The organism is Paracoccus suum (assembly GCF_003324675.1).
In the GTDB taxonomy this organism is placed as follows: Bacteria; Pseudomonadota; Alphaproteobacteria; order Rhodobacterales; family Rhodobacteraceae; genus Paracoccus; species Paracoccus suum.
Window position 1 is genome coordinate 1028326 of sequence record NZ_CP030918.1, and the last position, 20447, is coordinate 1048772.

21 protein-coding genes and 1 pseudogene are annotated in these 20447 nt (G+C 67.5%); 10 read left to right on the forward strand and 12 right to left on the reverse strand.

Translation table 11 applies throughout. The features are described 5' to 3' along the window. Position 1 precedes the first annotated feature (1 nt). A complete protein-coding gene (gene radC / locus DRW48_RS04950; protein ID WP_114075435.1) occupies positions 2 to 790 on the reverse strand; it encodes a RadC family protein in 789 nt (262 codons plus the stop codon). Between the two features lie 303 nt (positions 791 to 1093). On the opposite strand from radC, the gene petA reads away from it, so the two are divergent. The 3 genes and pseudogenes from petA to DRW48_RS16260 form a co-directional block, all read left to right on the forward strand. Then, positions 1094 to 1678 (forward strand): ubiquinol-cytochrome c reductase iron-sulfur subunit, encoded by a 585-nt coding sequence (petA, locus tag DRW48_RS04955; RefSeq protein ID WP_114075436.1) that lies wholly within the window; start codon positions 1094 to 1096, stop codon positions 1676 to 1678. Positions 1679 to 1690: 12 nt separating this feature from the next. Next, positions 1691 to 3013, forward strand: coding sequence for a cytochrome b (petB, locus tag DRW48_RS04960; protein ID WP_114075437.1), 1323 nt, complete (start codon positions 1691 to 1693; stop codon positions 3011 to 3013). A gap of 773 nt (positions 3014 to 3786) precedes the next feature. Continuing rightward, positions 3787 to 4590, forward strand: a pseudogene (locus DRW48_RS16260) (cytochrome c1); the annotation flags it as partial. 660 nt (positions 4591 to 5250) lie between these two features. Here the strand turns inward: DRW48_RS16260 and DRW48_RS04970 are convergent. The 7 genes from DRW48_RS04970 to pyrC all read right to left on the reverse strand — a co-directional run bounded on the left by DRW48_RS04970 (position 5251) and on the right by pyrC (position 12183). Continuing rightward, a complete protein-coding gene (locus DRW48_RS04970) occupies positions 5251 to 5766 on the reverse strand; it encodes a bactofilin family protein (protein WP_114075438.1) in 516 nt (171 codons plus the stop codon). After that, positions 5756 to 7003, reverse strand: coding sequence for a M23 family metallopeptidase (locus DRW48_RS04975; protein WP_241963384.1), 1248 nt, complete (start codon positions 7001 to 7003; stop codon positions 5756 to 5758). Before DRW48_RS04975 ends, DRW48_RS04970 begins: the two co-directional genes overlap by 11 nt. Positions 7004 to 7241: 238 nt before the next feature. Continuing rightward, the gene (locus tag DRW48_RS04980; RefSeq protein WP_114075439.1) at positions 7242 to 8426 is read right to left on the reverse strand and encodes a multidrug effflux MFS transporter; all 1185 of its coding nucleotides are present in this window, start codon (positions 8424 to 8426) and stop codon (positions 7242 to 7244) included. Further along, a complete protein-coding gene (locus DRW48_RS04985) occupies positions 8413 to 8763 on the reverse strand; it encodes a DMT family protein (protein WP_114075440.1) in 351 nt (116 codons plus the stop codon). Before DRW48_RS04985 ends, DRW48_RS04980 begins: the two co-directional genes overlap by 14 nt. 6 nt (positions 8764 to 8769) lie before the next feature. Beyond that, positions 8770 to 10254 carry a replicative DNA helicase gene (locus DRW48_RS04990; protein ID WP_114075441.1) on the reverse strand — a complete coding sequence of 495 codons (1485 nt, stop codon included), beginning with the start codon at positions 10252 to 10254 and terminating at the stop codon, positions 8770 to 8772. A 202-nt stretch (positions 10255 to 10456) separates the two neighbouring features. After that, entirely contained in the window at positions 10457 to 11128 is a 672-nt protein-coding gene (locus DRW48_RS04995) for an orotate phosphoribosyltransferase (RefSeq protein WP_114077378.1), read from the reverse strand. Then, the gene (gene pyrC, locus DRW48_RS05000; RefSeq protein WP_114075442.1) at positions 11128 to 12183 is read right to left on the reverse strand and encodes a dihydroorotase; all 1056 of its coding nucleotides are present in this window, start codon (positions 12181 to 12183) and stop codon (positions 11128 to 11130) included. The genes DRW48_RS04995 and pyrC overlap by 1 nt, the downstream gene beginning before the upstream one ends. A gap of 136 nt (positions 12184 to 12319) precedes the next feature. On the opposite strand from pyrC, the gene DRW48_RS05005 reads away from it, so the two are divergent. Then, the gene (locus DRW48_RS05005) at positions 12320 to 12610 is read left to right on the forward strand and encodes an antibiotic ABC transporter (protein WP_114075443.1); all 291 of its coding nucleotides are present in this window, start codon (positions 12320 to 12322) and stop codon (positions 12608 to 12610) included. Positions 12611 to 12673: 63 nt separating this feature from the next. On the opposite strand, the gene gap is transcribed toward DRW48_RS05005, so the two are convergent. Together gap and DRW48_RS16100 are read right to left on the reverse strand one after the other, a co-directional pair. Continuing rightward, positions 12674 to 13675: a type I glyceraldehyde-3-phosphate dehydrogenase gene (gene gap, locus DRW48_RS05010; RefSeq protein ID WP_114077379.1), complete on the reverse strand. Its 1002-nt coding sequence runs from the start codon at positions 13673 to 13675 to the stop codon at positions 12674 to 12676. Between the two features lie 94 nt (positions 13676 to 13769). Beyond that, positions 13770 to 13916 (reverse strand): hypothetical protein, encoded by a 147-nt coding sequence (locus tag DRW48_RS16100; RefSeq protein WP_199286159.1) that lies wholly within the window; start codon positions 13914 to 13916, stop codon positions 13770 to 13772. 106 nt (positions 13917 to 14022) lie between these two features. On the opposite strand from DRW48_RS16100, the gene DRW48_RS05015 reads away from it, so the two are divergent. Further along, a complete protein-coding gene (locus DRW48_RS05015; protein ID WP_114075444.1) occupies positions 14023 to 14583 on the forward strand; it encodes a hypothetical protein in 561 nt (186 codons plus the stop codon). Here DRW48_RS05015 and DRW48_RS05020 read toward each other — a convergent pair. Next, positions 14580 to 16241 carry a thiamine pyrophosphate-binding protein gene (locus tag DRW48_RS05020; protein ID WP_114077380.1) on the reverse strand — a complete coding sequence of 554 codons (1662 nt, stop codon included), beginning with the start codon at positions 16239 to 16241 and terminating at the stop codon, positions 14580 to 14582. The two genes, DRW48_RS05015 and DRW48_RS05020, sit on opposite strands and share 4 nt — an antisense overlap. A 113-nt stretch (positions 16242 to 16354) precedes the next feature. On the opposite strand from DRW48_RS05020, the gene smpB reads away from it, so the two are divergent. Next, a complete protein-coding gene (gene smpB / locus DRW48_RS05025) occupies positions 16355 to 16825 on the forward strand; it encodes an SsrA-binding protein SmpB (protein WP_114075445.1) in 471 nt (156 codons plus the stop codon). A gap of 7 nt (positions 16826 to 16832) precedes the next feature. On the opposite strand, the gene DRW48_RS05030 is transcribed toward smpB, so the two are convergent. Continuing rightward, on the reverse strand, positions 16833 to 17252 hold the full coding sequence (locus DRW48_RS05030) for a DUF1810 domain-containing protein (RefSeq protein WP_114075446.1): 420 nt from the start codon (positions 17250 to 17252) through the stop codon (positions 16833 to 16835). Between the two features lie 104 nt (positions 17253 to 17356). On the opposite strand from DRW48_RS05030, the gene sseA reads away from it, so the two are divergent. From sseA to DRW48_RS15860, 4 genes are read left to right on the forward strand one after another with little or no spacing between them, the layout of a single operon-like run. Next, on the forward strand, positions 17357 to 18211 hold the full coding sequence (sseA, locus tag DRW48_RS05035) for a 3-mercaptopyruvate sulfurtransferase (RefSeq protein WP_114075447.1): 855 nt from the start codon (positions 17357 to 17359) through the stop codon (positions 18209 to 18211). After that, on the forward strand, positions 18212 to 19396 hold the full coding sequence (locus DRW48_RS05040; protein ID WP_114075448.1) for an amino acid aminotransferase: 1185 nt from the start codon (positions 18212 to 18214) through the stop codon (positions 19394 to 19396). 43 nt (positions 19397 to 19439) lie between these two features. Beyond that, positions 19440 to 20174 (forward strand): SDR family oxidoreductase, encoded by a 735-nt coding sequence (locus tag DRW48_RS05045; protein ID WP_114075449.1) that lies wholly within the window; start codon positions 19440 to 19442, stop codon positions 20172 to 20174. A gap of 23 nt (positions 20175 to 20197) precedes the next feature. Further along, complete coding sequence (locus tag DRW48_RS15860; protein WP_162784677.1) at positions 20198 to 20398, forward strand: hypothetical protein; 201 nt, start codon at positions 20198 to 20200, stop codon at positions 20396 to 20398. Positions 20399 to 20447 lie beyond the last annotated feature (49 nt).

Consider the following 20447-nt stretch of genomic DNA (forward strand, 5'->3'; position numbering starts at 1 on the left):
ATTACAACAGCCCGGCAGACCGAAAGCTCAACTCCCTCCCTTTGCCGATCACCAGATGGTCGTGCAGCGTGATGCCCATCACGCCGCCCGCCTCGGCGATCCGGGCGGTCATGGTGATGTCCGCCTCGGACGGCGTCGGATCGCCCGAGGGATGGTTATGGACCAGGATCAATGCCGAGGCGTTCAGCTCCAGCGCGCGGCGGACGATCTCGCGCGGGTAGACCGGGACGTGATCGACGGTGCCGCGACCCTGCGCCTCGTCCGCGATCAGGACATTCTTGCGATCGAGGAACAGCACCCGAAACTGCTCCACGGCCTCATGCGCCATGGCGGTCTGGCAATAGTCGAGCAGCGCCTGCCACGAACTGAGGACCGGACGCTGCAGCACGCGGGCGCGCGCAAGGCGGCGAGCGGCGGCCTCGACGATCTTCAACTCGGTGATGACCGCAGGCCCCACACCCGGTACCTCGCCCAACCGCGGTGGGGCGGCGGACACCACGCCGTTGAAACAGCCAAAGCGGTCCAGAAGCCGCCGGGCGAGCGGCTTTACATCCTGGCGCGGGATGGCCCGGAACAGCAGCAGTTCGAGCATTTCATAGTCGGGCAGGGCGTCGGCCCCGCCGGCCATGAACCGCTCGCGCAGGCGCGCGCGATGATCGGCGATATAAGATGGGGGTGCGGACCGCACCCCGCCGGCCACCATCTGCGGCGCGGCCTCGTCATCGGCCAGTGTCGCGGGCGCCGCGGAAAACAGCGGCATGGCTTCGTGAAAGGCGCGATTCGTCTCCATCCCCCCAGGTTGCGCGCGAGAACTGAAGGAAAGGTTAACCCGCACACCATGTCCGCCCGACGCACCATGCCCGCGCGCCGGTATCTGCGACCCGCTGTCGCATGGCGGCGGCCGCCTGCGGCCGATCAGGCTGGCGACGCGGCGCAAATCCCACAATGGCAACGCTTTGCGCGTCCCGTACCCTGGCCGCCGCTGGACTGACATGGAATTGATGGATAGAACGCCCGACGCAAGGGCGACCCACGGGGCCGCCTCCTCAAGGCATATCGGCCCCCTCTCGGCCCGGAATGGAGAACGTATCCCGTGTCCCACGTCCACGAACCCAACGGCGGCGAGGCGCTCGCCCATGAAGGCACGCGGCGAGATTTCCTCTACTACGTGACCGCAGGTGCCGGTGCCGTCGCCGCCGGCGCCGCCGGCTGGACGCTGGTCAACCAGATGAACCCCTCAGCCGACGTTCAGGCGCTCAGCTCGATCCAGGTGGACGTCTCGGCGGTGCAGCCGGGCACACAGCTGACGGTCAAGTGGCTCGGCAAGCCGATCTTCATCCGCCGCCGCACCCCGGAGGAAATCGAGGCCGGGCGCGCCGTCCCGCTGGGCGATCTGATCGACGTCAATTCCGAGAACCCGAACAAGCCCGACACCGACGCGCTGGACCAGAATCGTACGCTGGACGAGGCCGGCGAATGGCTGGTCATGATCGGCGTGTGCACCCACCTCGGCTGCGTGCCCATCGGTGACGGCGCGGGCGATTTCCATGGCTGGTTCTGCCCTTGCCACGGCAGCCACTACGATACCGCGGGCCGCATCCGCAAAGGTCCGGCGCCGCAGAACCTTCACATCCCCGTCGCCGCCTTCGAGGGCGACACCACCATCAAGCTGGGCTGAGGAGGCGCCACTATGTCGGGTATCCCGCACGACCATTACCAGCCCCGCACGAAATTCGAGCGTTGGCTCGATCGCCGCCTGCCGCTGGGCGCGGTGATCTATGACGTCCTGATGATTCCCACCCCCAGGAACCTGAACTGGATGTGGATCTGGGGCATCGTCCTCGCCTTCTGCCTGGTGCTGCAGATCGCCACGGGCATCGTCCTTGCCATGCATTACACTCCGCATGTGGATCTGGCCTTCGCCAGCGTCGAGCACATCATGCGCGACGTGAACGGCGGCTACATGCTGCGCTACCTGCATGCGAACGGCGCCTCGCTGTTCTTCCTCGCCGTCTACCTGCACATTTTCCGCGGCCTCTATTACGGCAGCTACAAGGCCCCGCGCGAGGTCACCTGGATCGTCGGCATGCTGATCTACCTGGCGATGATGGCGACCGCGTTCATGGGTTACGTGCTGCCCTGGGGCCAGATGTCCTTCTGGGGCGCGACGGTGATCACCGGCCTCTTCGGCGCCATTCCCGGCATCGGGCCGAGCATCCAGACCTGGCTGCTGGGCGGACCGGCGGTCGACAACGCGACGTTGAACCGTTTCTTCTCGCTGCACTATCTGCTGCCGTTCATCATCGCGGCGCTGGTGGTCGTGCACATCTGGGCGTTCCACTCGACCGGCAACAACAACCCCACCGGGGTCGAGGTGCGCCGCACCTCGAAGGCCGAGGCCGAGCGCGACACGCTGCCGTTCTGGCCCTATTTCGTCATCAAGGACCTGTTCGCCCTGGCGCTGATCCTGGTGGTGTTCTTTGCCATCGTCGGATTCATGCCGAACTATCTGGGCCACCCCGACAACTACATGGAGGCCAACCCCCTCCAGACCCCGGCGCATATCGTCCCGGAATGGTACTTCCTGCCGTTCTACGCGATCCTGCGCGCCTTCACCGCTGATGTCTGGCTGGTGCAACTGGTCGACTGGGTCACCTTCGGCATCGTAGACGCGAAGTTCTTTGGCGTGCTGGCGATGTTCGGCGCGATTCTGGTGCTGGCGCTGGTGCCGTGGCTGGACACCAGCCGGGTGCGCTCGGGCCGATTCCGGCCGCAGTTCAAGTGGTGGTTCTGGCTGCTGGCGATCGACTTTGTCGTGCTGACCTGGGTCGGCGCCCAGCCGGCCGAGGGAATCTATCCCTACATCGCCCTCGCCGGCGCCGCCTACTGGTTCATCTATTTCCTCGTGATCCTGCCGCTGCTGGGGATCATCGAGCGTCCCGAGCCGATGCCGGCGACGATCGAAGAGGATTTCAACGCCCACTACCGGGCCGACCTGCATCCGGCCGAGTGAGGGACGACGACATGACCTTTACGACAAAGACCCTCACGGCGGTTGTGGCGCTCGGCATCGGTGCCGGCGCAGCGATGGGACAGACGCCGGCGGCCCCCACGGCGGCCCCGGCGACGGCTGCGCCGACGACATCACCGTCTGCCGCTGCAACGAATTCTGCCCCGACCACGACGGCGGAGCCCACGGCAGAGACGCAGAAACCCGAGCCGATCCCTGGCGCCCCGACCGAACCGCCAGCGGCCCAGGGCAGCGTCCCCGGGACCCCGGCGGCGACCGACGCCGTCACCGGCACGGCCGACCCGGCCGCCGGAACGCTGGTGAACGAGCCTTCGGTCGGCCAGGCCGAAATCGCGACGCCGCCGGCCGAGACTCCGGCACCGGCGGCGACCGCTCCGGCTACCACAGCCCCAGCGACGGCTGCTGCTCCGGCCCCCGACGCGATCCCGGCGCCGGCCGCACCAGCGGCGAGCGAGCCGACGGCACCTGTCGTAACCCCGGCCATGCCGGAGCCGGCCGCCACCGCGCCGGCCGCGCCGGCAGCTCCGGCCACCCCTGCAGAGCCTGCTCCCGCGGCCCCCGCGCCGGAAGCGCCGGCTACGGCTCCTGCCGCCGCTGAGCCTACTGCTCCGTCTCCGGCCGAAGCCCCGGCTGCTGAATCGGCTACCCCGGCACCGGCGGAAGCGCCGACCGCTGCGGAGGCCCCGGCCGAGCCGGCCGCCGCCACGGCGGCGCCAGAGGGCTCGGCCGCCCCGAATGCAGAGGCCCCGGCCGACATTGCAGCGCCCGAAGCAGCGGCGACTGCCCCCGCTTCGCCTCCGGCGGAGGTTCCGGCCGCCGAGGCTGCCGCACCGGGCGCCGCCGCCACGACCCATACTGCTACGCATCAGGAAATCACCGACGTCGCCTTCAGTTTCGAGGGTCCGTTCGGCAAGTTCGACCAGTTCCAGTTGCAGCGCGGCCTGCAGGTCTACACCGAGGTCTGCGCGGCCTGCCACGGCCTGCGCTATGTGCCGATCCGCACGCTCGCAGATCCGGGCGGACCGGGCCTGCCCGAGGATCAGGTCCGCGCCTATGCGGCGACCATGGAGATCGACGACGCCGAGACCGGCGAGACCCGGCCGCGCCTGCCGAGCGATCACTTCCCGCACAACACCGCCGCCGGCGCGCCGGACCTGTCGGTCATGGCCAAGGGCCGCGCGGGCTTTCACGGTCCATATGGCACCGGCATCAACCAGTTGCTGCACGGCATCGGCGGTCCGGAGTACATCTACTCGATCCTGACCCACTATACGGGCGAGACCAAGGAAGAGGCCGGCGAGACCTTCTACGGCAACACCGCCTTCCCGGGCGGCTGGATCAAGATGCCGCCGCCGCTGAGCGATGATCAGGTCACCTACGAGGACGGCCACCCTGCCACGACCAGCGACGAGGCCAAGGACGTGGCCGCGTTCCTGATGTGGACAGCAGAGCCCAAGATGATGGCCCGCAAGCAGGTCGGCTTGGTGTCGGTGATCTTCCTGATCGGCCTCACCATGCTGCTCTACATGACCAACAAGCGCCTGTGGTGGCCCATCAAGCACCCGACTCTGCGTCGCAAGGCCATTGCCGCCACCGGGGAAACGGTCCGCACGACCGAGGTACGGACCACGACGACAACGGTCGATCGCGTCTGACCGAGCGATATTTGGAAAAGGGGCGGCCTTTGAGCCGCCCTTTTTCATGCCGTGCTCATGGAGTGAAGGGATACACGTTGCGTAGCCGCCGCCCGGGCGATCATTTCTGCTGAGTGCTGAGTGCTGAGTGCTGAGTGCTGAGTGCTGAGTGCTGAGTGCTGAGTGCTGAGTGCTGAGTGCTGAGTGCTGAGTGCTGAGCAAAAGATGCTGGCTGCCGCGGGCCGCAGCCACTAACTCATCGTCGGCGGCGGCTGTCCCGACACTGCCAAACTCAGTCGGCAGCCCGCTGCCGCGCCTCTTACTTACCGAACCCAGCCGCGTTTGCTGCGGCCGGGCCCGCTTACAGAGAGGCCTGCCACGCCGCCGATCAACGCGCGGTCCCATCATCGATTATCGCGACCATCTGACGACGACGAGGGACCTCCCTCGGGGCGTAGCGGCCCTTGGTTGGGGCCCCGGCCACGCGAGGCCGCCTGCACCTTCCGGTCGGGGGCATGACCGGCCCAAATCAATAAAAAAAGGCGCCCCGCAGGGCGCCCTTTCCAAACTGCTGATCCCTACAGATCACGCGCCGTCGGCGGCCGCATCATTGCGGGGCTTCGGCGGGGCCAGCCGCGGTGCACCGCCCGTTGCCAAGGGGTCCTCCTGGCGCTGGACCGAGCCCTCGAAATGGGCGCCCGATTCGATGGCGATGGTCTTGTGGATGATGTCGCCCTCGACACGGGCCGTGGCCGACAGGCGGACTTTCAAGCCGCGCACACGGCCGATGACGCGGCCGTTGACCACGATATCCTCGGCCACGATCTCGCCGCGGATGGTGGCGCTCTCGCCGACCGTCAGTTGGTGGGCGCGGATGTCGCCTTCCACGAGGCCTTCGATCTGGACGTCGCCCTCTGTGGTGATGTTGCCGGTCACGGTCAGGTCGGCCGAGAGGACGGATGGGCCGGCGCTGCGCCGCATGCCGCCGCCGAGGGCCGGGGCAGCATCGCGCGGCGTCTCGGGGGCCGGGCGGTAGGGTTCGGCCTCCGGGGTGGCGGTGCTGCGGGGGCCAGGCTCGGTCACGCGGGTCTTAGAAAACATTCTGGGCTGCCTTGATGAAGCTGAGCGGGTTCACGGCCGTGCCGTTGACACGCACTTCGTAGTGCAGATGCGGACCGGTCGACCTTCCGGTATTGCCCATATCACCGATGCGCGCCCCGCGCGAGACCCTCTGCCCGGCCCGGACATGGATCTTGGACAGATGGCCATATCGGGTCTCGGTGCCCAGTTCGTGCTGGACCTTGATCACGTTGCCATAACCGCGCTGCCAACCGGCAAAGATCACGACACCGTCACCGGTGGCATAGATCGGGGTGCCGACCGGGGCGGCCATGTCGATTCCCTCGTGGCGGCGGCTCCAGCGGGCGCCGAAGCCCGACGTGTAGCGGAAGGCCGACTGCACCGGCATCGACAGCGGCAGCTTTTCGGCGGCGATGCGGTAGGTGTTCACCTTGTCGAGCGAGACGAGGATCTGGTTGCCACGGGTTTCGCTCTGCGTGATCGCGGCGTTGCCGTGCGAGGAATAGGCGATGGGGGTCAGCGGGCCACCCTGGCCGGAATAGCCCTTGCGGACCGTGCTCAGCAGCTTGTCGGGATCGATTCCGACCGACTTGAACATCTTGTCCAGCGGCTCGACCGAGACGGTGACGGCATCCTCGATCTGGGCAAGGATCTCATCCTGGCGCGCGACGATGGCGTCACGCTCGACGGTCAGGCGCTCGGCCGCCAGCTGCGCCTCCTGTGCCTCGGTCTCGGCCTTGTCGCGGGCCGATGCGACCCCCTGCAACTCGCCCGACAGGATATCGAGCGCGACGGAGAATTCTTCGTTGCGCGCGGCAGTCTCGGCCGGGTTGGCAGAGGCGGTGCGGAGCTGCGCGTCCTGTTCGGCGAGGGCCTTTTGCAGGTTGGCCTGCACCACGCCGAGGCCGGTCTCAAGCTCATGCCGACGCTCTTCCGAGGTCAGGAGTTGCGACTGCATCTGCGAGACCTGCTCCAGCGCCACGGCGAATCGCGCCTGCGCGGCGCTCGCCTCGTTGGCGCGCTGGTCACGCTCGGCAGAGAGGGCATCTAGGCGCTGTTCAAAGGCGAGTTGCGCGCGGCCGGTCTGGTCCTTAGCGCTGCCGGCGCTGATGGCATCGGTCACCAGAATCGCACTGGCGATGATCGACCATCCAAACACCAGCGCGGTGCCGCCCATCGCCGCCAGCTGCGTCGCCGGGCGCAACCGGACAAAGCGCGTCCCGTTTTCCGAGCGGAGGAAAAGGCGCTGTTCAGGCAACCAACGTTCCAGCGAAGCGTTCAGGCGGTGAGCGATGCGACGGGGCAATGGCACTGTCCGTTATTGGGTAAGCGCGTCGGCGTCAGCATTCTGCTGGTGCTGTTCCCGAGGCTTTGCGGCGATAGACCTCAGCTGTGCCCTTCATGCAACGTCGGCGATGGTCGCACCTGCCCGATAGGCGGGATCGCGCCGGCCATCCCACCTTTGGTCGGCGGTCGCCTGCCGTTTGTGACGGTGCTCAGCCCCGCCGAATCAACGCCAGCGCGCCGAGCGATGCTGCGGCGGATGTGGCCATTAGCGCGACGAGCGGGACCGAGGTCGCGCCTGGCACCAGCAGGACCCCTGCAATCGCCGCCAGGGCCGCGCCGCCTGCGACCATCAGCGCACTGCCGAGGCCCGCGGCGGTCCCTGCCAGATCGGGATCCACTGTCATCATCCCGGCATTGGCATTCGGCAACAGCACGCCATTGCCGAGGCTGGTGACAGCGACGCTGCCAAAGAACACGACGGCAGAGCCATGGCCCGCCAACGTCATCACCAAGGCAAAGGAAAGCGACGCCAGCGTGACAAATGCGCCGATCGCGATCATGCGGTCGATGCCGACCCGCGCAGACCAGCGCCCGGCGGCGAAGTTGCCGGCAAGATAGCCGATCGACGGCGCCATGAACCACCAGCCGACCTCGGCCGAGGACATGTGGAACACCTCGAGGCCGACAAAGGCGGCCCCGCCGAGATAGGCGAAAAACGTCCCCGAGGCGAATGTCGCGGCCAGCACATAGCCCCAGTAGCGGCCAGAGCGCATGAGGCGCGGATAGCCGGCCGCCTGATCGCGCCAGCTGGTCCGATGGGGCGGCGCCGTCTCGGCCATGTCGTGCCAGGCCCAGGCGGTGACAATCAGGCCGGCGACGACCAGCAATACAAAGTTGGCACGCCAGCCAAAGCTGTGATCGATCAGGCCGCCTAGCGCCGGCGCCGCCATCGGTACGACCGACATGCCCATCATCAGGTAGCCGATCTTGCCAGCCGCCCGGTCCGGCGCCTCGGTGTCACGGATCACCGCCCGTGGCAGCACCATGCCGGAGGTGACGGCCGACTGCACCATCCGCGCCAGCAGAAAGAGGCCAATGCTGGGCGCCATCAGGCAAGCAAGGCTCGCCATCAGGAACACCGCAAGCGCGCCCAGCATGACCGGCCGTCGCCCCAGCCGGTCGCTGAGCGGGCCGGCCAGCAGTTGCACCACCGCGCCTGCGGCCAGATAGGCCGAGACGGAAAGCTGGATCACCGCGTATTCGACGCCGAAGTCCCGCGCCATTGCTGGCAGCGAGGGCAGGAACAGGTTCATCGACAGCGCGGCAAGCCCGGTCAGCGCGATCAGGGTGCCCAGACGCGGTTTTCGGGTTTCCGGGGCGTCAGCCCCAGTCATGAAAAACGAACCACGCCCCGGCGCAGATCAGTGAAAAACCGACGGCATGCTGCCAGCCGAGCCGCTCGCCCAGATACAACCATGAAAACCCTGCAAAAACCGACAGGCTGATGACTTCTTGGATGGTTTTCAGCTGGGCGGCGCTGAAATGTCCATAGCCGATGCGATTGGCCGGCACCTGCAGCAGGTATTCGAAGAATGCGATGCCCCAACTGACGAGGATCACGATGGCGATGGGCGCCGCCTTGAACTTCAGATGTCCATACCACGCGACGGTCATGAACAGGTTCGAGAGCACCAGAAGGCCGATGGTGACGACCGGAACGGGCAGGTTCATCTCGGCTCAGCCCCAGTCCTGCTGGCGATGCCGCTCGAGGTTCGAGAAACGGGTGAACTGGCCCTCGAACGCCAACTCGACCGTGCCGATTGGGCCGTGGCGCTGCTTGCCAATGATGACCTCGGCCTTGCCATGGACCGATTCCATGATCTGCTGCCAAGTGGCCATCTTTTCCAGTTCGTGGTCGGCCGGCTTTTCGCGCTCGCGGTAATACTCCTCGCGAAAGACGAACATCACCACGTCGGCATCCTGCTCGATACTGCCCGATTCGCGCAGGTCGGACAGTTGCGGGCGCTTGTCCTCGCGGTTCTCGACCTGCCGCGAGAGCTGCGAGAGGGCAATGACCGGGATCGCCAGCTCCTTGGCGATGGCCTTGAGCCCTTGGGTGATCTCGCTGACCTCGTTCACGCGGCTGTCCTTGGCGGAGGCAGCGCGCAGAAGCTGCAGGTAATCGACCATCAGCACGTCGAGACCGTGGGTGCGCTTCAGCCGCCGCGCCCGCGCCGCCAACTGGTTGATCGGCAAAGCCGGCGTGTCGTCGATATAGAGCGGGCATTTCTGCAGATCATGCGCCGCCTGGACGAACTTGCGGAACTCCTCCTCGCTCAGATCGCCGCGGCGGATTTTTTCGCTCGGCACCTCGGCCGCCTCGGACAGGATCCGGGTCGCCAACTGCTCGGCCGACATCTCCAGCGAAAAGAAGCCGACGACGCCGCCGCCGAGCACCTTTCGGTTTCCCATCTCGTCTGTGCCCTCGCGGTAGGCTTTCGCGACGTTGAAGGCGATGTTGGTCGCGAGCGAGGTTTTTCCCATCGAGGGGCGCCCGGCGAGGATGATGAGGTCCGAGGGGTTCAGTCCGCCCAGCTTGCTGTCGAGGTCCTTCAGCCCTGTCGGGGTGCCCGACAGGCCGCCGTCACGCTGATAGGCGGCGCTGGCGACGGTGATGGCATCGCTGACCGCCTTGAGGAAGGTCTGAAAGCCGCGCTCGGCCACGCCCTGCTCGGCTAGGGTGTAGAGGGTCTGTTCGGCCCGCTTGATCTGTTCGCCCGCGTCCTCCTCGACCGTGACCTTGGCGGCACGGGCGCTGATGTCCTGGCCAAGGCCGATCAACTCGCGCCGCAGCGCCAGCTCGCGAATCATCTGGGCGTAGTCCCGCGCCGCATAGGCGCCGATCGCCGCCCCCGCGAGGCGCGCCAGATAGGCCGGGCCGCCTAGCTCTTTCAGCCCCGGATCATCCTCCATGAAAGCCTTGATCGTCACCGGCGAGGCGAGGGCGCCGCGGGTGATCCGCTCGGCGCACAGCTCGAAAATGCGGGCGTGGACGGGCTCGTAGAAATGCGCATGCGCAATCAGGCTGCCGATGCGCTCGTAGACATCGTTGTTGGTCAGGATCGCGCCCAGCAGCTGCTGCTCGGCCTCGATCGAAAAGGGGATCGTCTCGGTCGGCTCGTCCGGGGTGGGGCGGATGGTGATTGCGCGAATATCGGCCATGGCTTTGTCCCCGGTCCTGTTTTCCCGCCGCCGCGGATCGGCGCGAGGCGAAAGAAGACTATCTCACAAGGGTTGCACAGTTCCCACGGCTTGCAGCCACGTGGGGTGTGGAAAACAGTGGGCATCACTGTTGGCAAGTTGTGGACAACCTCGGGACAACCCGCCCGCCAAGTGCGGCGCGTTGCGCGCCGCATCCAGGCCTTTACGCGCCCGCGGCAGCCTGCCAGCCACGCGGATCGCGCAAAAAGCCTTCGACTGCGTCCAGCGTTGTGCTGTCAAAGCTGGCCTGCGCCCGCGCCTCGGCCAGCACGTCCCACCAGGTGCACAGATGGTGCAGTTGCACGCCATGCTCGGCCAGCCGGTCGGTCGTGCCGGCGAAGATGTCGTAGTAGAAAATCACCGCAGTGTGGCCGCAGCTGGCGCCGGTGTCGCGGATCGCATCGACGAAGGACAGCTTGCTGCCGCCGTCGGTCGTCAGATCCTCGACCAGCAGAACCCGCTGGCCCTCGGTCATGACACCCTCGATGCGGGCGTTGCGGCCATAGCCCTTCGGCTTTTTGCGCACATAGCTCATCGGCAGCGACAGCCGCTCGGCGATCAGCGCGGCAAAGGGGATGCCCGCCGTCTCACCGCCGGCGATGTTGTCGAACGCCTCGAAGCCGGCGTCGCGCAGCACGGTCGCGGCCAGGAAATCCATCAGCGTGGCACGGATGCGGGGAAAGCCGATCAGCCGCCGGCAATCGATATAGGTCGGGCCCTTGAGGCCCGAGGCGTAAGTGTAGGGCTCGGCCGCGTTGAAATGAACGGCCGCCACCTCCAACAGCATGCGTGCCGTCAGCCGCGCGATCTCGTCCTTGGGCGGAAACGGCAGCATCATGCCTCCTCGTGGTGCCAGTGGATGGGAAATCCGGGGTCGAATACTGTGACGGTCTCCTCGCCGGCGTCGATGCGCCCGGGCGGGACCAGCGGCTCGCCGCGCCGCACCAGGGTGATGTGATCCTCGGCCGGGGGCAGGCCGTAGAAGGCCGCGCCGTGCAGGGACGCGAAACCTTCCAGCCGGGGCAGGGCGTCCGCGCGCTCGAACAATTCGGCGAGCAGGGGCATGGTGATGGGCGCGGTAAAGCAGCCGGCGCAGCCGCAGGCGGATTGCTTGGCATGGTCGGGATGCGGCGCGGAATCGGTGCCGAGGAAGAATTGCGTCTCGCCGCCGGTCGCGGCCTCGATCAGCGCCTCGCGATGCACCTCGCGCTTGAGGATCGGCAGGCAGTAGTAATGCGGCCTGATCCCGCCGGCCAACATGGCATTGCGGTTGATGGCCAGGTGATGGACGGTGATTGTTCCGGCGAGGTCCGGCCCCCCGCTGCGGACGTAATCGACGCCCTCGCGGGTGGTCACATGCTCCAGCACCACGCGCAGGCCGGGGGTCGCCCGGCGCACCGGCTCGAGCACGCGGTCGAGGAACACCGCCTCGCGGTCAAAGATGTCGACCGCCGGGTCGGTCACCTCGCCATGCACGCAGAGCGGTACGCCAGCGGCGGCCATCGCCTCCAGCACGGGGCGCACCTTGTCAAAATCGCGCACGCCGCTGGCCGAGTTCGTCGTTGCGCCGGCCGGATACAGCTTGACGGCGCGGACGATGCCATCGGCGTGGCCCGCGGTAACATCGGCGGGATCGGTGCCTTCGGTCAGGTACAGGGTCATCTGCGGCTGCATGGCAGCGCCCTTTGGCAGGGCGGCCAGGATGCGCTCGCGATAGGCGGCGGCGGCGGCGGATGTGGTGACCGGCGGCACCAGGTTCGGCATCACCAGGGCGCGGCCGAAGCCTGCCGAATAGGGCGCGGTCGCGTCCAGCATGGCGCCGTCGCGCAGATGCAGATGCCAGTCATCGGGGCGGCGCAGCCTCAGCCGCGGGGGCGTGATTTGGGTCATGGCGGTGTTCTAACGCTGCGGCGCGAGCGGGAACAGGCCGACTTGACTGAAAGTTAGGCTTGCCGTGGCCGATTGTGCGGGTGCAGCATAGCGGTCTTTCGCGGGGCTTCCCTCCGCCAGTTCCGAAAGGACTGTCATGAACGCCGTACTACCCCTGACGCTGTGGTCGCAAATGGCCACCATTGGCTGGGAATCGCAGATGGTGATCTGCATGCGCAGCGCCGCGATGCTGGGCCTGTTGCCGCAAGCGCCCGACGAAGTCTCGCGCATGATCACGGAAAAACAGGATGCTGCAAAGGAATCCTTGCTGGCCGCGATGCGCGCCGCAAGCTCCGGCAAGCGCGCCGACCAGGTGCTGGAGGCTGCCCTCAGCCCTTATGCCCGGCGCACCCATGCCAATGCCAAGCGCCTGACCAAGGCCGCCTGACGGGCGGCAAAATAAAGGGGCCGCCAACCGGCGACCCCCTTTTCTCGTTTCTGCGTCGCAGCGTCAGATCAGCTTGCCCATGGCAACCGCAGTGTCCGACATGCGGTTCGAGAAGCCCCACTCGTTGTCGTACCAGGTCAGGATGCGGCACAGGTGCCCCTCCATCACCTTGGTCTGGTCCATATGGAACACCGAGGAATGGGGATCGTGGTTGAAGTCGCACGAGACCAGCGGCTCGTCGGTGTAGCCGAGGATACCCTTCAGCCTGCCGTCGGCGGCGCTGCGGATCGCGTTGTTGATCTCGTCCACCGAGGTGTCGCGCGTGGCCTCGAACACAAGATCGACCACCGAGACGTTCGGCGTCGGCACGCGGATCGACACGCCGTCCAGCTTGCCCTTCAGCTCCGGCAGGACCAGGCCGACGGCCTTGGCCGCGCCGGTCGAGGTCGGGATCATCGACAGCGCCGCGGCGCGGGCCCGATACAGGTCCTTGTGCATCGTATCCAGCGTCGGCTGATCGCCGGTGTAGCTGTGGATCGTGGTCATGAAGCCGCGGGTGATGCCGATGGTGTCGTTCAGCACCTTCGCCACCGGCGACAGGCAGTTGGTGGTGCAGCTGGCATTGCTGACGACGATGTCGTCGGCGGTCAGCGTGTCGTCATTGACACCGAACACGATGGTCTTGTCGGCGCCCTCGGCCGGCGCCGAGATCAGCACCCGCTTGGAGCCGTTCTCGAGATGCGCCTGGCATTTTTCCTTGCTGGTGAAGAGGCCGGTGCACTCCATCACGACATCCACATCGCCCCAGGGCAGGTCAGCCGGGTTGCGGATCGCGGTTACCTTCATCGGCCCGCGGCCGACGTCGATGGTATCGCCGTTTACGGTGACCTTGGCCGGGAAGCGGCCGTGGACGCTGTCATAGCGCAGCAGATGGGCATTGGTTTCGACCGGGCCGAGATCGTTGATCGCAACGACCTCGATATCGGTGCGGCCCGATTCGATGATCGCGCGCAGAACGTTACGGCCGATACGGCCAAAGCCGTTGATCGCTACCTTGACAGCCATCTGTACCTCCATCCCCTTGGTTCGCGCCGACGCATGCCGCACCAGAGGGCGAATTGCAATCAGGCCAACTGCCGCATCCGCGGTTGGTATCGGCCTATTTGCGCCAAAAACTGGCGTATTCGACGAACTGGACCATGGCCCGCCCCAGATGCAGCGGCAGGTTCCAGTGCAGCACAAAGTGATCGGCAGCCAATAGCAGCACGATCAGCGCGAACAGCACGGCAGCGATGCGATTGGTCATGCCTCGAGCTCCCGGCGCGGACGCTGCCCGTCTAGGCGCTTGGCGCCGCGCAGGCAAGTTAGGCGGCACGCTGGACCGGGCTGGGCGGTCGCGCTAGATCGCGGCCATGACGCCCGACCAGATCGCCGCCCTGTTCACCGATCCCGCCGGGGCATTCCTTTGCGCCCGCTGGGGCCGGCCGACCGCGCCGGTGCTGTTCGGTGTTGCGGACGACAGCCTCGCCGTGATGCGCGCCGCGCTGACAGCAGCCTTTCGCGACATGGGCCAGCCAATGGCTGAAACCGATCCCGAGAGCGGCGCCAATCTGATCGGCTTTTTCGTCCGCGATTGGGCCGAGCTTGCCAGCGTGCCGGACCTCGATCAACTCACCGGGCGTCCCGGTATTCCGCATCGGCTGATGGAGCAGGATGCCCGCCGCTATCGCCTGCTGCGGTTCGATGAGGGCGGCGCGATCCGCGCCTGCATCAGCTTTGCCCGCGTCAGCGACACGGACCACCCTGCCGCCCTGGCCGAAAGCATGGCGGTCAATGCCGCCCTCAGCTTTGCGGCCGAGGTGCAGCCGAGCCCTCAGATCGCGGCTCTGCTGCGCGCCGCCTACGATCCGCGGCTGCCGGCCGTGGCGCGCGATCCGGCCTATGCCTTGCGGCTGGCCGCGCGGATGGCCTAGCGGCCCGCCGTCGCAGCCTCGCCCGCCGCCCGGACCTGGGCCAGCGTCATGCCCGGCGTCAGCGCCTCGGGGTCCAGCCGCAACTCGATCACCGCCAGCGTGCCGGCAGCCTCGGCCTCGGCAAAGACGCGCGGGAAGTCCGCCCCATCCTCGATTACCGCACCGTAGCCGCCATAGGCGCTGGCGAGGGCGGCGAAATCGGGGTTGGCCAGATCGGTGCCCGAAACGCGGCCCGGGTAATGACGCTCCTGATGCATGCGGATGGTGCCATAGCGGCCGTTATTGGCGACGATGACGATCACTGCGGCGTCGTATTGCCGCGCGGTCGACAGCTCGTTGACCGTCATCTGCAGGCAGCCATCCCCCGCAAGGCACACGACCGTCCGATCCGGATTGGCGATCTTGGCCGCGATCGCCGCCGGCAGGCCATAGCCCATGCTGCCCGAGGTCGGGGCAAGCTGCGTGCCGGCCTGCTTGAAGCGGAAATAGCGGTGCAGAAAGCTGGCGTAGTTGCCGGCGCCATTGGTGACGATCGCATCCTCCGGCAGGTTTTCCGACAGCCAGGCGACCACCTGCTCCATCTTGACGGCGCCGGGCGTCTCGCGCGGCTGCTGCCATGCCTCGTACTGGGCGCGCAGTCCCGCGGTCCAGTCATCCCAGCGGCGCGCGCCAGCGGGCGCATCGGCGAGGGCCGCAATCACCTGCCTCGGGTCGGCAACGATTCCCGGCTGGGGCACCCAGACGTGGCCCAGCTCGTCCGGGTCGGGATGGACATGGACGATGCGCTTGTCCTGCACGCCCGGCCGCATCAGCGCGTAGCCATTGGTCAGGGTATCGCCGAGCCGCGATCCGATCGCGACGACCAGGTCCGCCTGCTGCAGCGTTTCGCCCAGCTTGGGGTTCATGCCGACGCCCAGATCGCCGACATAGCTGGCCGAGCGGTTGTCCATGTGCGCCTGCCGCCGGAAGGGTACCGCCACCGGCAAACCGCGGCTTTCGGCAAAGCGTTGCAGCGCGGCGGCGGTCCCCGCGTCCCACAGGGTGCCGCCGGGGATCAGCAGGGGCCGCTCGGCGCCCTCGATCGCGTCGAGGATGGCCTGGATCGCCTGGGGCGCGACGCCCGCAACCTGGCACGGCACGGGCAGGTCGGGAATGTCGATCTCGGCCGACAGCATGTCCTCGGGCAGGGCCAGCACGACCGGACCCGGGCGACCGGACATCGCCAGCGAGAAGGCGCGGGCGACATATTCGGGGATGCGGGCGGTGTCGTCGATCTCGGCCGCCCATTTGGCAAGGCCGCCGAACATCGCACGGTAATCGACCTCCTGAAACGCGCCCCGGTCGCGGTCGCTGCGCGCGATCTGGCCCACGAACAGCACCATGGGCGTGCTGTCCTGATGGGCGACGTGCACCCCGGCCGAGGCGTTGCTGGCCCCCGGGCCCCGGGTCACGAAGGCAACGCCCGGCCGGCCGGTCATCTTGCCGGCGGCCTCGGCCATCATCGCCGCGCCCCCCTCCTGGCGGCAGACGACATTCTCGATCCCCGAGGCGTGCAGCGCGTCGAGCGCCGCCAGGAAGCTTTCGCCGGGCACCGAGAATACCCGCTGAACCCCCTGCGCCTTCAGCGCATCCACCAGAATCTGCCCGCCGTGCCGCATCATATTGCCGTCCCCTCGATTGACGGGCGGACGATGGCGCGCCGCGCGGGCGCAGGCAAGCCCGGCCGCGTGCACTGGACAGGCCCGCCGCCGGTGCCTATCTGCAGCCGACCATGGCCCCGAAATCCGACCCCAACAGCAAGCTGATCGCCGAGAACCGCCGCGCGCGGTTCGACTATGCCATCGAGAGCGACCTCGAGGCCGGGATCATGCTGACCGGGTCCGAGGTGAAATCCCTGCGCACCGGCCAGTCGAACATTGCCGAGAGCTACGCCACCGTCGAGGGCGGCGAGTTGTGGCTGATCAACGGCTACATCGCCGCCTACAAGCAGGCCGGCATCTTTGGCCACGAGGAACGCCGCCGTCGCAAGCTGCTCGTCTCGCGCAAGGAACTGGCCCGGCTGTGGCAGGCGATCGGGCGCGAGGGCATGACACTGGTGCCGCTGACCCTCTATTTCAACGACAAGGGCCGGGTGAAGCTGAAGCTGGGCGTCGCCAAGGGCAAGAAGCTGGCCGACAAGCGCGACACCGAGGCCAAGCGCGACTGGGGCCGGCAAAAGCAGCGTTTGCTGAAGCAGGGCTAAGGCGACCTTAGTCGTCGGTGACCAATGCCTGCTGCGTCAGCGGGCAAGGCTGCCCGCCATAGAACTCATCCAGCAACTCCTGGAAAACCTCGCCCCCGCCAGCGGCTGCGAACAGCGTCGCTGACGAACGCAGCTTCAGCGCATCGACCTGCCCCAAGACCGCCTCTGGCGGCGTGCCCCGGTTCGCCAGCATCGCCGTCGCCGCCTGCCGCAGCCGTTCGCCCAGCACCGGATCGGCCAGATAGTCGCGCGCCTCGGCCAGCCCGGCGATGCCATAATGCTTTGCTGTTGAGGACCGGCCCAGCGCCGCAAGCTGCGGAAAGATGAACCACATCCAGTGGCTTGTCTTGCGGCCAGCCCGCAACTCGGCAAGTGCGCGGCCATGCACGTCGGATTGCGCCTCGTGAAAGCGGTTGAGCCTGCTCATTCTTCCATCCTCCGCCCGGCCGCGCCGCCGTCAAGTGGCGGCCTGTTGTCCTGCCCTTGCCGCCCCGCTACACCATGCCGAGCGTGGCTGGGCAGGGGGCTGGTATGGACGACGATCCGCGGACATTGGTTGGAACGGGTTGGCTTGCCAAGCATCTGTCAGATCCCGACCTGCGGGTGATCGACGCGAGCTGGTTCCTGCCCGGCGAGGGGCGTGACGGCGCGGCCGAATACGCCGCGGGCCACATTCCCGGTGCCCGCTTCTTTGACATCGACCAGATCGCGGACACCAGTTCCGACTTGCCGCACATGGCACCGTCACCCGAGGTGTTCATCAGCCGCCTGCGCGCGATGGGCGTCGGCGACGGCCATCAGGTGGTGATCTATGACCGCAGTGGAATCCGCAGCGCCGCGCGCGTCTGGTGGACCTTTCGCCTGATGGGCAAGACCGATGTGGCTGTACTGGACGGCGGTTTCACCAAATGGGTCGCCGAAGGCCGGCCCGTCGAGGACATGCCCCCGATCCTGCGCGACCGGCACATGACCGCGCAGCGCCAGGCCGGGCTGGTGCGCGATGCGACCCAGGTCGCCGCCGCCTCCAAGCTGGGCAGCCATGTCATCGTCGATGCCCGCCCCGGCCCCCGTTTTCGCGGCGAGGCGGCCGAGCCGCGCGCCGGCCTGCGCTCGGGCCATATCCCCGGTGCCGTGAACCTGCCGCACAGTGACCTGCTGCGGCCCGATGGCACGATGTTGCCGCCGGACGAGTTGCGCGCCGCCTTCGAGGCCGCGGGCGTGGATTTGTCGCGACCGATCATCACCACCTGCGGATCGGGCGTGACTGCCTCCGTTCTGGCATTGGCGCTTGAGCGCGTCGGCCAGCGCGACTGGTCGCTCTACGACGGCAGCTGGGCCGAATGGGGCGCGTTCCCCGACCTGAAAATCGCCACCGGAGCCGCATGAATGCTGGGCACGCTCGAACCGCAGAACCCTGACAAGATCCTGATGCTGATGGCCGAATTCCGCGGCGACACGCGCCAGGGCAAGATCGACCTCGGGGTCGGCGTCTACAAGGACGCGACCGGCCACACGCCGATCATGCGCGCCGTGCGCGCGGCCGAGGCGCAGCTGCTGCAGACCGAGACGACCAAGACCTACACCAACCTGTCGGGCGAGCCTGCATTTCGCGATGCGATGGCGGCAATGGTGCTGGGCGATGCGCTCGATCCCGCACGCACGGCCACGCTGGCGACCGTGGGGGGTACCGGCGCCCTGCGCGCCGGGCTGGAGCTGGCGCGGATGGGCAATCCGGACCTGACGGTGTGGGTGCCCGATCCGACTTGGCCGAACCATCTGTCGATCATCAACTTCATGGGCCTCAAGTCGCGTACCTACCGCTATTTCGACCCCGCCACTCGGGCGGTGGACGAGGAGGCGATGCTGGCCGATCTGGCGCAGGCCGCGCGAGGCGATCTGGTCCTGCTCCACGGCTGCTGCCACAATCCGACCGGCGCCGATCCGTCGCCCGCAGCATGGCCGCGCATCGCCGAGGTGCTGGCCCGGAGCGGCGCCGTGCCCTTTGTCGATTTGGCCTACCAGGGCTTCGGTAACGGGCTGGATGAAGACGCGGCGGGCGCCCGGATTCTCGCGTCGCACCTGCCCGAGGTCATCATCGCGGTCTCGTGCAGCAAGAACTTTGGCATCTACCGCGAGCGGGCGGGCCTGCTGCTGGCACAGACCGAGGGCGGCGCGGCGCGGGATCTGGCCCAAGGGGCCATGGCCACGATCGCCCGCGCGACCTACAGCTTTCCGCCTGACCACGGCGCGCGGATCGTCAGCACCATCCTTCATGACGCCGCTTTGGCCGCCGACTGGCGTGAAGAGTTGGAAGCGGTGCGCCTCGGGATGATTGCCTTGCGCGAGCAACTGGCGAGCGAACTGCGGGCCGCCTCGGGCAGTGACCGGTTTGACTTTATCGCCCGCCACCGGGGCATGTTCTCGCGCATCGGCGCGACGCCCGAGCAGGTCGAGCGGCTGAAGCGCGAGGCCGCGATCTACATCGTCGGCGATTCGCGCCTGAACATTGCGGGCCTGAACACCGCTACCGTGCCGATCCTGGCCCGCGCGCTGGTCGAAGTCGGTGTCTGATCCCCGGTCCGATATTTTGGAGGGCGCCGCCCGGCCGCGCAGGATGCTCGTCACCGGTGGCTCGCGCGGCATCGGCCGTGCCACCGCCCTGATGGCGGCCGAGCGCGGCTGGGCCGTTGCGGTCAACTATCATAGCGCCAAGGCCGAGGCCGAGGCGGTCGTCGCCACGATCCGCGGGCAGGGCGGCACCGCCGTTGCCTTGCCCGCGGATGTCACGGTCGAGGCGGATGTGGGCCGCCTGTTCGCCGAGGCTGGCGCGGCGCTTGGCGGCCTCGATGCGGTTGTCATCAACGCGGGTATCGTCGCCGCATCCATGACGCTGGCCGAGATGAGCGCGGCGCGGCTGCGCAAGATGGTCGACACCAACCTGATGGGCGCGTTGCTCTGCGCCCGCGAGGCGGCGCGGATCCTGCCCCGACCGCGCGAGGAGGCCTCGGGCGCGATCGTGTTCGTCTCGTCCATCGCCGCCCGGCTGGGATCGGCGGGGGAGTATGTGGACTATGCCGCGACCAAAGGGGCGGTGGACAGCCTGACCCTGGGCCTGTCGCGCGAGCTTGCGGCGCAGAACATTCGCGTGAACGCCGTGCGGCCCGGGCTGATTGACACCGAAATCCACGCCAGTGGCGGGCTGCCCGACCGCGCCCTGCGCCTTGGCAAGCTGACCCCGATAGGCCGGCCCGGCACTGCGGAGGAGGTGGCCGAGGCGATTGTCTGGCTATGCAGCGAAGCTGCCTCCTACACCACGGGGGCGCTTCTGGACGTTGGCGGCGGCCGCTAGGCTCGCGGTCAACTGTGACCGGAATGCACGGCGGCGAAACTTTGCCGGCGCAAGTTTCGGAACTCGCTTTTGCGAATCGACGTTCCTTTGCAGCATGGACAGGACGGCATCCAACGACCGTCCCCGCCAAGGAAGGAAACTTCATGAGTGCGCCGAGCGTCATCATCAACCTGGGCTTTGCCATCGGCCTCGCTCTCGGATCGGCGCTGCTGCTCGTCATATGATCATGTCGCGGCAGCCGCGCTCGAAACGAAAAACCCCCGGTCCTGCGAC